13 protein-coding genes are annotated in these 14,853 nt (G+C 70.1%); 10 read left to right on the top strand and 3 right to left on the bottom strand.

Annotation, left to right across the window (positions count from 1 at the left end; translation table 11 throughout):
• Nucleotides 1-43: 43 nt before the first annotated feature.
• The gene (locus U2P90_RS10920) at nucleotides 44-1,195 is read right to left on the bottom strand and encodes a hypothetical protein (RefSeq protein ID WP_322472120.1); all 1,152 of its coding nucleotides are present in this window, start codon (nucleotides 1,193-1,195) and stop codon (nucleotides 44-46) included.
• Nucleotides 1,192-2,004, bottom strand: coding sequence for a TrmH family RNA methyltransferase (locus U2P90_RS10915; protein ID WP_322472119.1), 813 nt, complete (start codon nucleotides 2,002-2,004; stop codon nucleotides 1,192-1,194). The genes U2P90_RS10920 and U2P90_RS10915 overlap by 4 nt, the downstream gene beginning before the upstream one ends.
• A gap of 116 nt (nucleotides 2,005-2,120) precedes the next feature.
• Between U2P90_RS10915 and U2P90_RS10910 the strand changes: the two genes are divergently transcribed.
• The 5 genes from U2P90_RS10910 to U2P90_RS10890 are packed head-to-tail and all read left to right on the top strand — an operon-like array spanning nucleotide 2,121 to nucleotide 5,912.
• Nucleotides 2,121-2,522, top strand: coding sequence for a YchJ family protein (locus tag U2P90_RS10910; protein ID WP_295821848.1), 402 nt, complete (start codon nucleotides 2,121-2,123; stop codon nucleotides 2,520-2,522).
• Nucleotides 2,523-2,573: 51 nt separating this feature from the next.
• Nucleotides 2,574-3,536, top strand: a complete 963-nt coding sequence (locus U2P90_RS10905; RefSeq protein WP_322472118.1) for a prohibitin family protein — start codon at nucleotides 2,574-2,576, stop codon at nucleotides 3,534-3,536.
• A 17-nt stretch (nucleotides 3,537-3,553) separates the two neighbouring features.
• Nucleotides 3,554-4,096 carry a hypothetical protein gene (locus U2P90_RS10900; RefSeq protein WP_322472117.1) on the top strand — a complete coding sequence of 181 codons (543 nt, stop codon included), beginning with the start codon at nucleotides 3,554-3,556 and terminating at the stop codon, nucleotides 4,094-4,096.
• Between the two features lie 47 nt (nucleotides 4,097-4,143).
• Nucleotides 4,144-5,052, top strand: a complete 909-nt coding sequence (locus U2P90_RS10895) for an NAD(P)-dependent oxidoreductase (protein ID WP_322472116.1) — start codon at nucleotides 4,144-4,146, stop codon at nucleotides 5,050-5,052.
• The gene (locus U2P90_RS10890; RefSeq protein WP_322472115.1) at nucleotides 5,049-5,912 is read left to right on the top strand and encodes a DegV family protein; all 864 of its coding nucleotides are present in this window, start codon (nucleotides 5,049-5,051) and stop codon (nucleotides 5,910-5,912) included. Before U2P90_RS10895 ends, U2P90_RS10890 begins: the two co-directional genes overlap by 4 nt.
• Before the next feature lie 6 nt (nucleotides 5,913-5,918).
• Here the strand turns inward: U2P90_RS10890 and U2P90_RS10885 are convergent, their stop codons facing one another.
• Nucleotides 5,919-7,397, bottom strand: a complete 1,479-nt coding sequence (locus U2P90_RS10885) for a glycoside hydrolase family 3 protein (RefSeq protein ID WP_322472114.1) — start codon at nucleotides 7,395-7,397, stop codon at nucleotides 5,919-5,921.
• 168 nt (nucleotides 7,398-7,565) lie between these two features.
• Here U2P90_RS10885 and U2P90_RS10880 point away from each other — a divergent pair, with 168 nt between their 5' ends.
• The 5 genes from U2P90_RS10880 (at nucleotide 7,566) to U2P90_RS10860 (ending at nucleotide 14,797) form a co-directional block, all read left to right on the top strand.
• Nucleotides 7,566-8,807 carry an ABC transporter substrate-binding protein gene (locus tag U2P90_RS10880; protein ID WP_322472113.1) on the top strand — a complete coding sequence of 414 codons (1,242 nt, stop codon included), beginning with the start codon at nucleotides 7,566-7,568 and terminating at the stop codon, nucleotides 8,805-8,807.
• A 104-nt stretch (nucleotides 8,808-8,911) separates the two neighbouring features.
• Nucleotides 8,912-10,945 carry a beta-N-acetylhexosaminidase gene (locus tag U2P90_RS10875; RefSeq protein WP_322472112.1) on the top strand — a complete coding sequence of 678 codons (2,034 nt, stop codon included), beginning with the start codon at nucleotides 8,912-8,914 and terminating at the stop codon, nucleotides 10,943-10,945.
• A gap of 152 nt (nucleotides 10,946-11,097) precedes the next feature.
• On the top strand, nucleotides 11,098-12,678 hold the full coding sequence (locus U2P90_RS10870) for an ABC transporter substrate-binding protein (protein WP_322472111.1): 1,581 nt from the start codon (nucleotides 11,098-11,100) through the stop codon (nucleotides 12,676-12,678).
• A gap of 81 nt (nucleotides 12,679-12,759) precedes the next feature.
• Complete coding sequence (locus tag U2P90_RS10865; RefSeq protein WP_322472110.1) at nucleotides 12,760-13,788, top strand: ABC transporter permease; 1,029 nt, start codon at nucleotides 12,760-12,762, stop codon at nucleotides 13,786-13,788.
• Between the two features lie 4 nt (nucleotides 13,789-13,792).
• Nucleotides 13,793-14,797, top strand: a complete 1,005-nt coding sequence (locus U2P90_RS10860) for an ABC transporter permease (protein WP_295821344.1) — start codon at nucleotides 13,793-13,795, stop codon at nucleotides 14,795-14,797.
• The last annotated feature ends 56 nt before the right edge of the window (nucleotides 14,798-14,853 follow it).

Below are 14,853 nucleotides of genomic sequence, written 5' to 3'. Positions count from 1 at the left end.
CGCCGCGTGACGACTGTCGGCGAGCCGAAGCTGCCCGGGCCGTTCAGGACTCGCTGACCAGCCCCTCCAGGAAGCAGACGGCCTCTAGGAAGCGGTGCCCCTGGATGCGGGCGGCGCTGCGCACCTGGCGCCACTCCAGGCGCACCCGGGCGATGCTCAGAGGGTCGCCGCCGGAGCCGGCGAGGCGCGTGGCCCGCTGCTCCAGGCCCGTCGCCTTGATCGAGAGCGTCCGGTACTGATCCTGGTGCCGCCGCGCGCCGTCCAGGGTGCTGTCGAGCTGCTCACGGGCCTCGTGTTCGGCGAGGTGCAGGTCATGCTGCGCCTGGAGGACACCGGGCGAGGCGTCCCCGGCATCACCCGCCTGCCACTGTGCGTAATTCAGGGTGTGGCGTGCCCGCAGGACGTTGGGATGCAGCGGCACGCCCAGCGCGAAGCGCGCACTGTCCAGATCGGTGTTCACCTCCGGCAGCGGGAGATCGGCGTCGGTCATGTCGATCAGGGGGGTAAAGGTGTCCAGGAAGGTGTCGGTCTGGGACGACATGAGGCGGTTGTGCGCCAGCTGGCCATCGACGGCCTGTCCGCTGCGGGCCGCCGCCTCCAGCTCCTGGACGGTCAGGCGCAGCACCTGGCCCTGGGCCACGGCCGCCGCGACCTGATCGGCGACCTCGATCCGGGCATGGTCGGAGCGCAGGCGGGACAGCCGGTCTTCCGTCTGCCAGCGCCGCACCTCGGCGAGGCTCGCCTGGACGTCCCACTCGGCGGCGCGCTCCAGGCTGGCCATGGCGGGGCTGGCCCGGATGGCCCCCAGACTGCGCACAGCGATTTCCGAGTGGGCCCGGGCCAGCAGCAGGGGCAGGTCGTGGGCCCGCCGGCCCCACCGCACCGGGGGTGGCGTGGGGAGCGCGCCCCGGGCCACGCCCTCCGAGGGCACCGGCACCGACTCGGCGAAGCGCGCCAGATCGACCGTGGTGACCTCCAGCCACTTGTCGGCCCGGCCGTCCCCGACGCGCTCCCGCATCAGCTCATAGACGTCCTGCAACACGGCCACCACGTCACGCGGACCGAGCGCCCGCACCGCCGGCCAGCCCCGGCGCTGCACCGCGCCCTGGATGGTCAGCTGCGCCTCGCGCACGCCGAGTTCCTCGCTCAGACGGCTGCGCAGCCAGTCGCGGTAGGGATCGGGGACGGTCGTCACGCCGGCGTCCCGCCCGCGGCGTGGACATGACGCTGACGGGCGCTCTCGTAGAGCATCAGGGCCGCGGCAGTCGCGACATTCAGGCTGTCGGCCCCGCCCGCCGGATTCATGGGGATGCGGACCGCGCCGTCGGTGCGCCACCCGGCGGGCAGCCCCTGGTGTTCGGTGCCGAGCAGCAGCGCCACGCGGCCGGTCAGGGGCACGTCCCAGTACGGGCGGGACGCGTCGGGCGTGCACGCGACCAGCCGGAAGTCCCGGCCGCGCAGCCACGCCAGGGCCGCCGCCTCGGGCCACGCGACCACCGGCACGGTGAACACGCTGCCCTGACTGGCCCGAATCACGTTCGGCCCGAAGGGATCGGCCCCGCGTCCGAGGACGATCACGCCGGCGGCCGCCACCGCGTCGGCCGTCCGGACGATCGCGCCCACGTTGCCCGGTTTTTCCAGGCCGTGCAGCACCACGACCACAGCGTCCCCCGGCGGCTCCAGGAGCGTCATGTCCGGGACGGCCGCCACGCCGATCACCCCGTCGGGGTGGTCGCGCATGCTGACCTTCTCGAATGCGGGCCGCGACAGTTCGGCCACCCGCCCCGGCAGCCCCGGCGCGAGCTGCGCCGCCTCGGGGGAGTACAGCGCCGGGCACACGTAGACCTCGTGGACGTCCACACCGGCCTGGACGGCGCGGCTCAGTTCACGGGCACCCTCGATGACAATGACATGGTCGTGCTCACGGTCCCGGCGGGCGCGCAGGCGCACCAGCCGCTTGACCTGTGGGTTGTGCAGGGAAGTGATGACGTCAGGGAGCACCATTGCGGCCATTATGCGCGTCCCGGACGTCGCCCCCCTGGCCGGGGGCAGCCGTGGTCACCACCCGACGGCGCTCATGTCGGCGTGCGCCCCCCCCGCCGGCACGCTAGCGTGGCGACATGCCGCTGGCGTACCCCCCGTTCAAGTCCTGTCCGTGTGGCACCGGCCGCAGCTATGCGCACTGCTGCGGGCCCGCGCACGACGGTTCCCGTGCCGCCGCGACCCCCGAGGCGCTGATGCGGGCGCGGTACACGGCGTATGCCCTGCATCTGGAGGCCTTCGTGCTGAACACGTGGCATCCGGACACGCGGCCCCCGCAGCTGCGCCTGGAACCCGGCACCCGGTACACCGGGCTGACCGTCCATGACGCCACCGGCCTGGAGGTCGAGTTCACGGCGACCCTGCGCCAGGGCACCCAGACCGTGAAGGTGCACGAGCGCAGCGTGTTCACGCAGCTGGGCGGCCAGTGGGTGTATGTGGACGAGGTGACCCCCCCCAGCGTGGAACCGGCCGGAGCGTGACGCCGGGTCGGATCCGCGAAACCCGGGGCGACCGGATCACATACTGGTGACATGACGACCCCACGCCAGGCCCCGAACGTGACGTTGCCGCGCATGTCCCTCTCTCCATCCGGACGCCGTGTGTGGCCGCTGCTGCTGGGCGCCCTGCTGCTCGTGTGGGTGATCTCGCAGGGCGTGAAGGTGATCCCGGCCGGTTTCGTCGGCGTGGTCTTCAGCTCGTTCAGCGGCGTCAAGCCCGTCGTGTTGCAGGAAGGGATTCACTTCGTCGTGCCGTTCGTCGACAAGGTGAACCTGTACGACGCCCGCCTCCAGGAGGTCACCCTGGCCCACGACGCCCCGAACGCCAACGACTCCGAGGGCGCCATCCGTGCCCGCAGCAAGGAGGGCCTGGACATCACGGCCGACGTGACCGTGCAGTTCCGCATCGACCGCGCCCGGGCCGCCGTCCTGCACAAGGAGCTGGGCCGCAACTACCTGCAGACCGTGATCCGCCCCCAGGTGCGCAGCAAGGTGCGCGACGCCATCGGGCAGTTCAGTGCGGCCGATATCATCAGCACGCAGCGCCAGGCGGTGGAGGCGAGCATCACGAAGGCCCTGCGCGACGTGTTCTCGCGCAACAATCTGGTGCTCGACTCGGTGCTGCTGCGCGAGCTGCGCATTCCGGAGTCCATCGCCAAGGCCATCGAGCAAAAGCAGGCGGCGGAACAGCAGGTCGCCGTGGAACGCAACCGGCTCCAGCAGAGCAGTATCAGTGCCCAGCGGGCCGTCGTGGAGGCGCAGGGCGCGGCGAAGGCGGCCATCGAGCAGGCCAAGGGGGAAGCGCAGGCGCTGTCGCTGCGCGGCCGGGCCCTGCGCGAGAATCCGCAGCTGATCCAGCTGACGGTCGCCGAGAAGCTCGCACCGACCATCCAGACGGTCATGCTGCCCAGTGGCGGCAATTTCCTGCTCGACCTGAAATCCCTGGGCAGCGTGGGCGCCACCGGCACGACCACGCCGGCCAAGACCACGCCCTGAGCGGCTAGGATGCAGCCATGACGGCCGTGCTGATCCTGATGGTGATCTTCGGCGGGATCGCGCTGATCACGTATGTCGACAACACCACCAAGGCGCAGCGGCGGGCGCTGCCGAAGCCGGACGTCCCGCCGCCCGCCGCGCTGCCCGCACCGACGGGTTCAGGTGGCGCGGAGACCCTGATGCCACCCCTGCCGGAACCCGCCCGGTCAGTCGCGTGGGGGATCCTGTGCGAGGTCACGGACGCGCTGGCCGCCGGTAACGGCGACGCCCGTACCACCTATCTACTGACCCAGACGCGCGACGCCTACCTGCCGGACACGCTGCGGGCGTACCACGGTCTGACGGACGGAGCGCGGCGCACCCTGGCCACCCAGGGCCAGCCCCCCGAGCTCCTGCTGCACGAACAGCTGCGCCTGCTGGAGGACGGGGTGCGCGAGGCCCTGCGCCACGACCACGCCACCGCCGACCGTCTGCTCGCCCAGGGACGCTTCCTGCGGGAGCGCTTCGGGCCGGCGGGCGGCGACCTGACACTCCCGGCGTCGTCACGTCCGCTGGACTGAGTCCACGGCGGCGGTGTGGCGACCACGCAGGGGCTAGCCTGACCCGCATGGACACGCCGCTGACCGAGACCTTCCACACGACTGCCTTCCTGGGGCTGGGGGCGATGGGGGCGCCGATGGCCGCCCATCTGTCCGCCCGCAGCCGCGCCTCGGGCGGCCAGACCCTGGTGTGGAACCGCACACCGGGCCGGGCGCAGGAGCACGCCGCACAGCACGGCAGCGTGGCGGCCACGCTGGAGGACGCCGCCGGAGCCGACCTGATCGTGTCGTGCCTGCCGACGAGTGCCGAGGTCGACGAGGTGCTGGACGCCGCCCACGCGCACCTGAAACCGGGCAGCGTGTGGGTGGACTGCACCAGCGGTCACCCGGACGCCGCGCCCCGGCAGCGGGATCAGCTGTCATCCGCCGGTGTGCGCTTCCTCGACGCCCCGGTCAGCGGGGGCACGGTCGCCGCGAAGGCCGGCACCCTGACCGTCATGGTGGGCGGCCCGGCCGACGTGCTGGACGCAGTGCGCCCGCAGCTGGCCTTCGCGGGCAAGGTGGTGCGCGTGGGCGATACGGGCGCGGGATTCGCGGTCAAGGCCGTGAACAACGCCCTGCTGGCCGTGAACCTGTGGGCCGCCGGCGAGGGGCTGGCGATCCTGGGGCTGCGCGGCGTGGAACTGGGCGCGGCGCTGGAGGTGATCAACGCGAGCAGCGGGCGCAGCAACACCACCGAGAACCTGATCCCGCAGCGGGTGCTGACCCGAGAGTTTCCGGCCACCTTCGGCCTGGGGCTGCTCGCCAAGGACGCCGGCATCGCGCTGGACATGGCCGAGCAGGCCAGGGGCAGCGCGCCCGTGATCGCGCAGGTGACGGGCCTGTACCGCGCCGCGTCGCGCGTGGTCGGGGCGCAGGAGGATCACACGGCCGCCCTGAAGCTGATCGAGCAGATGAACGGCGTGGTGCTCCGGTGACCGCCCCACTGTTCGGCATCGTGACCGACGGTGGTCTGGACGCCTACGGCGGCCTGAACAACGCCGTGCCGGTCGCGCCGTTCTCGGTGACCTTCGGGGAGACGTCCTACCGCACGGACGAGCTGTCCCGCGAAGCGCTGTTCCGGGAACTGGCCACCAACCCGGCCCATCCGACGAGCAGCCAGCCGACGCCGCAGGACTGGCTGGAGGCGTACCGCCGCGCCGGGACGAGGGACGTGCTGGCCGTGACCATCAGTGCCGGCCTCAGCGGCAGCCGCAACGCGGCCGAGCAGGCCCGCTCCCTGGCCGGAGCCGATGTGGCCGTCTCGATCCACGACTCCCGCACCCTGTCGGCGGCGCAGGCATTCCAGGTGCATGCGGCCGCGACCGCCGCCGCCCGGGGCGAGACGCTCGAGACCGCCGTGGCGTGGATGGAGGCCGTGGCGCAGGAGACGGAGCTGTACTTCACCATCGAGACGCTGGAGTACCTGCGCCGGGGCGGACGGATCGGGCGGGTGCAGGCCACGCTGGGCGGTCTGCTGGATCTGAAGCCCGTGATCACGGTCGACAAGGCGACCGGCACCTACACCAACGTGGGCCGCGCCCGCTCCTACCGGGGGGCCATCGTGGCCGTGGCCGACCGGGTCACGCGCACCTACGCCGAGGGCACCCCACTGCGCCTGGGCCTGCTGTACGGCAACGAACCGGCCGATTCCGACACGCTGCTGGACGTGCTTGCGGCGCGGCACCCCATCGTGTGGTCAGGCACGGCGGGCGTGAACCCGGTGCTGAATGTCCATACCGGCCCCCGGGCGCTGGGGGTGGCCGCCGCCCCCGGCCCGTGGCCCTGGGAACGCTGACGGCGGTCAGCCGGGGGCGAACACCGGCCGTGGGCCGGCCGCGTGGGGGGAACGCAGCCACGCCAGCAGCGCCGCCCGCGCCCCGGGCCGGAAGCCGCCGGTGATCACAGCCGGGGCATCCACCAACAGGGCGGCGTAGGGGTTGTACAGCGCGACGTGCAGATCGGGAGTCAGTCCCGCGAGGGCCGGATGCCGGTGGCGACCGGTGGTCACGAGCACCAGCGTGCGGCCCTCGTCGTCGGCTTGACGGCGCAGCGCGGGCCAGTCGAGGTCGTCGGCCGTGTCGTAGGCGTGGAGCTGCACGTCGTAGAGCGTGCCCAGGTCGTGGGCCACCGTATCGGCGTCCACGCCGCGCTCGCTGACATTCTCGCGGTAGGCATAGCGCTCGCACACGAGCAGGAGGCGCGAGCCCGGCGCTGGTGGCTGGGGATCGCGGTACACGCTCAGCCCCCGCTCCCAGCCCAGCGCCATTAGGGCCGCGTCGTCCTCGGGATTCAGGGACAGGTCGGCGTGGGCCGGGGTCTGCCGCGCCAGCGTGCGCAGCCGCTCCACGCTCGCCTGCACGGCGGCCGGATCGAGGTCTCCGTCCAGTGCGGCGGCCACGGCCTCCAGCGTCTCGACCTGAACCTCCCGGCGGCCCAGCGCCATGACCATGTCCGCCCCGGCCTTCAGGGCCAGCACGGCGGCCTCGCCCCGGCCGTAATGGTCGTCGATCGCCTTCATGCCCATGGAATCCGTGACGATCACGCCCTCGTAGTCCCATTCCCCTCGCAGCAGGCCGGTCAGCACCGGGCGTGACAGCGTGGCGGGCAGCTCGGGGTCGATGGCGTCGAAGATGATGTGCGCGGTCATCACAGCCGGGGTGTGCGGCAGCAGGTCGCGGAACGGGGCGAGCTCCAGGGCGTCCAGCTGCTCGCGGGTTTTGGACACGCGCTGGAGCGAGTAGTGCGAATCGAGGTGGGTGTCGCCGTGGCCGGGGAAATGCTTGACACACGCGGCGACCCCCGCGCGGGCGTGTCCGGCCAGCGAGGCGCGGCCGTGCCGGGAGACCAGCGCCGGCGTGTTCCCGAAGGCCCGCTCGCTGATCACGGGATTGGACGCGTCGACATTCACGTCCAGCACCGGCGTGAAGTTCCAGTTGATGCCGACCGAGCGCAGTTGCCGCGCCAGGGCGGCATGCACGTCCTGCGTCAGGGCCGCGTCGTCGGCCGCGCCCAGGGCCATGGCGCTGGGCGCATACGGCCAGAACGTCGGACGGGTGATCGCGCCGCCCTCGTGGTCGATGGCGATCAGGGCGTCCTCGCCCAGCACGGCCCGCAGGTCGGCACACAGCGTGCGGAGCTGGGCGGCACTCTCGACGTTCTTGCCGAACAGACACACGGCCGTCACGCCGTAGCGCCGCAGGTGCGCGGCCGTCTCCGGATCGAGCACCGGGCCGGGGATGTCGACCATCGCCAGGGCACCGGGAAGGGGGGATGTGGTCACCGGCCCAGAGTAGTCCACGCGCCCGTGGACGTGGCACCGTACAGGTGCACACCAGCGGCATGAGAGCGGCCCGAATGAGTTCTCAGGCACGTGCCCGTGGGGAACGCTACAGTCTGGGCGTACCACGACACGACGCAGCGTTTCCACCAACATCCTGAAGGAGTCCACATGAACCGTGCCAAGACCTGGCTGCTGACCGCCGCCGTGCTCGCAACCGCCTCCAGTGCCAGCGCCCAGAAGACCACCATGGAATTCTGGACGATCTCGCTCGCACCGCTGTTCAACGACGAGATGAACCGCCTGGTCGCGGCCTTCCAGAAGGAGAACCCGACCGTGGAGCTCAAGTGGGTCGACGTGCCCGCCGCCGCCATGGAACAGAAGCTGCTGGCCGCCGTGGCCTCGGGCCGGCCGCCGGCCGCCGTGAACCTGTCGTCGGACATGGCCGTCAAGCTCGTGCAGCAGGGGGCACTGGAACCGATGACCCTGACCGACGCACAGAAGAAGCTGTACTTCGCGTCGCCGCTCTCGACCTTCACCTTCGACGGCAAGGTCATGGGCGTGCCGTGGTACTGGGCACCCAAGGTCGTGGCCTACAACAGCGACATCTTCCGCAAGGCCGGTCTCGATCCGGCCAACCCGCCGCGCACCATCCAGACCCTGATCGCGGCGGCCAAGCAGATCAAGGACAAGACCGGCAACTACGGCTTCATGCCGAACATCAACGGCATCAACATGCTGTACGTGTTCCAGGAAGCGGGGCTGCCGGTGTTGAGCAAGGATGGCGGAACGGCCGTGTTCAACGGGGCCGAGCACGTGAAGCTGCTCGAGACCTACGTCGACCTGTTCAAGAAGGGCTACATCCCCGAGGACACCATGCGCCGGGGCTTTGCCGCCGCGACCGAGCTGTACTCGTCCGGGAAACTCGGCATGCTGATCACCGGGCCGCAGTTCATCCTGCGCGTGGCGAACGACAACAAGGCGATCTACGACGTCACCAAAGTCGCGCCGTACCCGATCAACATCGCCGGCAACGTGATCCACACGCCGCTGATGGGCTTCACGGTGCCCAAGGGCGTGAAGGACAGGGCGATGGCGCAGAAGCTCGCGCTGTTCCTGACGAACGACGTGAACCAGCTGCAGTTCTCCCGCGTGACCAAGACGACCTTCCCTTCGACCGTGAAGGCCAGCACCGACAAGTTCTTCAAGCAGGCGGGCCAGAACGCGATCGACCAGGGCAAGCTGGTGTCCAGCACGGAACTCAAGAAGGCGCGTGACCTGACGCTGGTGTACCCCGACGCCAGCAAGCTGAACAAGGTCTTCAAGGACAACGTCGAGGCCGCCATGGCCGGCCAGAAGACCGCCAAGCAGGCGCTCGACGACATCGTGAAGGCCTGGAACGCCAGCCTCTGAATCTGTGGTGCACCGCACGGGGGTGTCCGGCCGCTGGCCCGGATGCCCCCTTCGTGTGCGCCACCGTCACCCCCCCGTCAGGAAGGACGTCCACCATGACCCGAATGAATCCATTGCTGAAGCTGGTGCTCAGCGGCCTGCTCCTCGGCCCGGCCCACGCCGTGCCAGTCACACTCTCCCCCACCCCGCAGGCGCGCGCCCAGGAGCCGCGCACCGCGCTGGTGCCCACGCCGAGACGCGCGACCTTCCCGGCCGGCACCCTGCCGCTGACCGGTCTGGGCGTGCGGGTGGTCGGCACCGCACCTGAACTGGGCTGGGCCGTCCGTGACCTGAAGGCCGAGTGGCTGGCCCGCCTGGGCACCGCGCTGGGCGACGCCGCCGCGACCGGCCCGGCGATCACCGTGGGAACCATGGCCGATGCCGGACTGGCCGCGCGGGCCAAGGCCGCCGGACTGGACACCACGGTTGCCGAGGGCTACGCCCTGTGGGTCGACCAAGGCGGCGCGTGGATCGTGGGGGCCGACCCGAAGGGCGCCTACGCCGGTGCCCAGACGCTGCGGCAACTGCTGACGCCGGACGGCCTGCGCTACGCCCAGGTCAGCGACTCGCCCGCCCTGAACGACCGGATCGCCATGATCTACCTGGATCAGTACAGCGCCCAGGTGAACGACCGGCTGATTCCCCTGCTGGCGCAGCTGAAGTACAACGGCGTGCTGATCATGAGCAACTACGTGCAGTGGGACACGTCCAAGGCCGGCGGCTACGCCCACCCCGGCGGCGCGACCAAGGCCGAGGCGCGGCGCGTGGCCGAGCTGGCCCGCTCGTACGGGCTGGAACCGATTCCGCTGATCGAGACCCTGAGCCACGCCGGGTGGATGTTCTACGGCGGCAAGAACCAGGATCTGCGCCAGGATGTCGAGAGCCAGAATCCGTGGGCCTACGACACCCTGAACCCCGCCACCTACGACCGCGTGGTGCTGCCGATCCTGAAGGAGGCCGTGGAGGTCTTCCGTCCGGCCCGGCTGCACATCGGCCATGACGAGCTGCGCAGCCGCGACCGCTTCCCCGCGCGCGACAACGGCAAGGCGGTGGGCCTGGAGACGCTGGTCACGGACGACATCCTGAAGCTGTATGGGGCGCTGAAGGCCCAGAACGTGGCAACCATGCTGTGGCACGACACGGCCTTCGCGGACTCTGTGATCGGCACGCTGCCCGCCCGGCTGCCCAAGGACATCCAGGTGGCGTACTGGAACTACACGGCCGGCACCAGCGTGGGCATGCTGGGACGGATCAAGGGGCTGGGCTTTCCGGTGCTCGGGGCCAGCTGGCAGGATCCCGGGAACCCCGAGGGCATGGCGAAGGCCAGCGTGGCCGCCGGGGCACGGGGCATGATCCAGACGCGCTGGAGCGGCTACTTCGGCAACCCGAGCATCTGGGACGGCCAGGCGGATCAGGGCGTGCCCTTCGTGCGGGCGGGGTCGGCGTACTGGAACCCCGACGGGCCGGTCGTGACCGACGCCGTCGCCCGGTTCCGCGACCTATACGCTCCGACGGCGTACCGCGCCGTGCCAGGAGCCACGGTGAACCTGTCGCCGGTGGTCACTCGCTCCCTGGCCGACCCCGACAACAAGGGCTGGATCTTCAAGGGGCCGGACATCGACCTGTCGGCCCTGAAGACCGGCGTGACCCGGGTGGGGGCCTACACCTTCGACGTGCAGGGGGCCGTGATGCTGCGCGGTTCGCGCCCGGCGGCGAAGGAGCTGCCGGAACGCGCGACCGTCGACGTGAACCGCCGCGCCGACGCCGTGGCCTTCCTGCACACGACCGGCTGGCCCGGTGCCCTGGCCCGCGAGGCCATCGGCCGCTACGAGGTCGCCTACGCCGACGGCACCACCCTGGCCGTGCCGCTGGAGTATGGACGGAACATCCGCGCGTGGACGGACACCGTGCCGTCGAGCATGATCCAGGCCCCGGGCTTCTCCGGCCAGACCCGCGACGGCCTCGCGGTGAATGTGCCGGTGCTGGAGTGGGCCAACCCGAAGCCCGACACGGTCATCCGTTCGGTGACGCTCGTCAGCGACGGCAAGAATGCCAACCCCACCCTGATCGGCCTGACGCTGATCGGCGACCGGCCGTGAGCGCCGGGGGACCGGGCCGCGCGACGACCTTGACACCCCTACACCCGGCCCCTACCCTGAGCGCACGTTTGTTTTCGACTGACTCCCTCCCGTGCCGCCCCTTCCCCCACATGGTGGGCGGGGCGGGTCTCGCGGAGGGCTGTGGAGGCTCTATGAAGAAACTGCTGCTCACTGCCCTGCTCGCCACCCTTCCCGCCGCGTCGGCGGCCGGCACCCTGGTCTTCGGCGCGAACGGCGATCCGATCAGCCTGGAATCCGGGAACATCACGGACGGCATCTCGATCCTGGTGCAGCGCCAGATCTACGACACCCTGGTGGACTTCAAGGACGGCACCACGGATCTGAAGCCCGGCCTGGCGACGAGCTGGAAGGCCACCGCGAACAACACCTCGTGGACGTTCACGCTGCGCCGCAACGTGAAGTTCACCGACGGAACGCCCATGAACGCCGACGCCATCGTGTTCAACCTGACCCGCTGGTGGGACAAGGCGCACCCCTACGGCTTCCGCGACCAGGGCCGCACCTACGAGATCGTCGGTGACCTGCTGGGCGGCTACAAGGGCGACGCCTCGGCCGTGATCAAGGACGTCGTGAAGGTCAACGACACCACCGTGCGGGTCGACCTGAACAAGCCCAGCTCGGTGCTGCCCAACGTGCTGGCCGCCGGCTACTTCGGCATCGCCAGCCCCACCGCGATCCGCAAGGACGGCGCGAAGTACGGCACGCCCGCCAGCAGCCCGGTCGGCACCGGCCCCTTCATCTTCCAGAGCTGGCGCACCGGCGACCGCGTGACCCTGACTGCCAACAAGGCGTACTGGGGCCAGAAGGCCAGCGTGGACACCGTCGTGATCCGCGCCATCAAGGACGCCTCGCAGCGCCTGAATGAGCTGAAGGCCGGCACCATCGACTTCGCCAACGACTTCACGCCGGACGCCCTGAAGAGCATCCAGGCCGACCGCAATCTGGTCGCCGTCAAGCGCCCCAGCTTCAACGTGGGCTTCGTGTCCATGAACAACCGCAACCAGTACCTCAAGAACGAGACGGTGCGGCAGGCGATCAGCATGGCCATCAACAAGAAGGCCATCGTCGACTCGTTCTGGAACGGCCTGGGCACCAGCAACGCCAGCTTCCTGCCGCCGGTCATGGCATGGGCGAACTCCACCAAGGTGCCGGCCGACTACAAGTTCGACCCGGCCGCCGCCAAGAAGATGCTGGCCGACGCCGGCTACCCCAACGGCTTCTCGATCGACCTGTGGTACATGCCGGTCAGCCGCCCGTACTTCCCCACCCCCAAGCCGATCGCCGAGGCCATCGCCGCCGACCTGAGCGCCATCGGGATCAAGGTGAACCTCAAGACCGAGGACTGGGCCAAGTACCTCGAAGACCGCAACAAGGAACCGGGCTTCGACATGTACATGATCGGCTGGACCGGCGACTACGGTGACCCGGACAACTTCTACGGCGCGTACTACGGCGCGAACGCCAGCGACGACATCAACTGGGCGCCGGCCAACCTGGTGTCGCTGCTGGAACAGGGCCGCGCCGCGACCTCGCAGGCCGACAAGGCCAAGGTCTACGCCCAGATCCACGAGATTACCTACAACGCCGCGTACCGCGTGCCGGTCGTGCACTCGTCGCCGCTGGCCGCGTCGCGCAGCTACGTCAAGAACTGGATCCCCAGCCCGCTGGGCAGCGAGCCCTTCAACACCATCCGTCTGGTCGGCAAGAAGTAACGCTCCACGCTCGGGAGGGCAGATCCATGACGGATCTGCCCCCCTGTGCTGTCCACCCCACGCCCCCTGGAGGAACCGCCCTTGGGCACATATCTGATCCGCCGCCTGCTCCGAACCCTGCTGGTCATGCTGGGCATCAGCCTCGTGGTCTTCGTGTTCGTGCGCTCGATTCCGGGCGACCCGGCCATCGCCATGCTCGGCGAACGCGCCACCCCCGAGGCCGCCGCCCGCCTGCGCGAACAGCTGGGCCTGAACAAACCGTGGTTCTTCAATCCACAGAATCCGCTGGACGCCCAGTACCCCAAATACGTCGCGGCGCTCGTGCAGGGCGACCTGGGTGCAGGTCTCAAGAGCAACATCCCGGTCCGGGATGAACTGAGCTCACGCTTTCCCGCCACGGCAGAACTGAGCCTCGCGGCGCTGATCTTCGCGCTGGTCGTCGGCCTGCCGGCCGGGATTCTCGCCGCGCTGCGCCGCAACTCGGTGTGGGACAACCTCGCCACGACGATCTCGCTGGTGGGGGTCAGCATGCCGGTGTTCTGGCTGGGTCTGCTGCTGTCGTACTTCTTCGCCGTGAAACTGGGGTGGCTGCCGCCCAGCGCCCGCACCGGCAACGAGAACCTGCTTGAGCCGATCACTGGCCTGTACCTGCTCGACTCGCTGTTGCGCGGCGACCTGCGCTCGTTCTGGGACGTGCTGCGCCACCTGATCCTACCGGCCATCGCGCTGGGCAGCATTCCGCTGGCGATCATCGCGCGGATCACGCGCTCCAGCCTGCTGGAGGTGCTGGGCCAGGACTACGTGCGCACGGCCAAGGCCAAGGGACTGGCCCCGAACCGGGTCACGCTGGGGCACGCGCTGCGCAACGCGCTGCTGCCGGTCGTGACCGTGATCGGTCTCCAGGCCGGGGCGCTGCTGGGCGGGGCGGTGCTCACCGAGACGATCTTCTCGTGGCCCGGCATCGGCTCATGGGTCTACGAGGCCATCGGCCAGCGCGACTACCCGGTCATCCAGGGCGGGGTGATCTTCGCGGCGCTGGTCGTCAGCGTCGTGAACCTGCTCGTGGACCTCAGCTACGCGGCCCTCGACCCGCGCATCCAGTACAGGTGACGCCATGACTGCAGCAACCGCCCCCACGCCCGCCCGCCGGCCCCGCCAGGACAGCATCTTCTGGCGGCGCTTCCGGCGCAGCGGCCCCGGCAAGGCCGGCGCGGTCATCGTCGCGCTGTTCGTGCTGCTGGCCGTGTTCGCGTCGGTCATCAAGCCCTACGACCCCACCACGGACCGCAACTACCGTCTGAACCTCAAGCCGCCCAGCATCGCCGCGCTGTGGAACCCGGAGGTGGCCGAGGTTTACCGCGACCCGGTGACCGGCACCACCAACGCGTTCGCGTATCCCTTCGGCACCGACAACCTGGGCCGCGACGTGCTGGCCCGCACCCTGCACGGCACCCGCATCTCGCTGAAGGTCGGGGTCGTCAGCACCGTGCTGGCGCTCCTGATCGGCTCGCTGCTGGGGGTCGTGGCCGGGTACTTCGGCGGATGGTTCGACACCGTCATGGGCTACCTGACGGACGTGATGCTGGCGTTCCCCGGCATCCTGCTCGCCATCGGGTTTGCGAGCATCTTCAGCACGGACAATCCGCCCCTGCTGATTGCGGCGCTCGACCGGGCCTTCGCGCTGAACAGTCCGCAGCTGGTGACCGCCATGCTGGCCGTGTCGCTGGTGCAGGTGCCGGTCTACCTGCGGCTGGCCCGCGCCGTGGTGCTGAGCATCCGCGAGCGCGAATTCGTGCAGGCGGCCGGGGCACTTGGCGCGTCACAGTCGCGTACGATCTTCCGGCACATCGTGCCGAACTCCCTGTCGCCGCTGATCGTGCAGGGCGCTCTGAGCATCGCCACCGCGACCATCGAGGTCGCCGCACTGGGCTTCCTGGGCATCGGGGCACAGCCGCCCCTGCCCGAGTGGGGCACCATGATCAGCGATTCGCGGCAGTACTACGTCGATGCGCCGTGGACGATGGTCTTCCCCGGTCTGGCCATCTTCCTGACGGTGCTGGGCTTCAACCTGCTGGGCGACGGCCTGCGCGACGTGCTCGACCCCAGAAGCACGCAGTAAGCGTACACAGAGGAGAGGCACCGGAGCGCTGAACTCCGGTGCCTCTTCAACTGTGC

The organism is Deinococcus sp. AB2017081, assembly GCF_034440735.1.
Lineage (GTDB): Bacteria > Deinococcota > Deinococci > Deinococcales > Deinococcaceae > Deinococcus > Deinococcus rufus.
The sequence above is the reverse complement of the archived record's forward strand: the minus strand, read 5'-3'. Positions and strand labels throughout refer to the sequence as shown.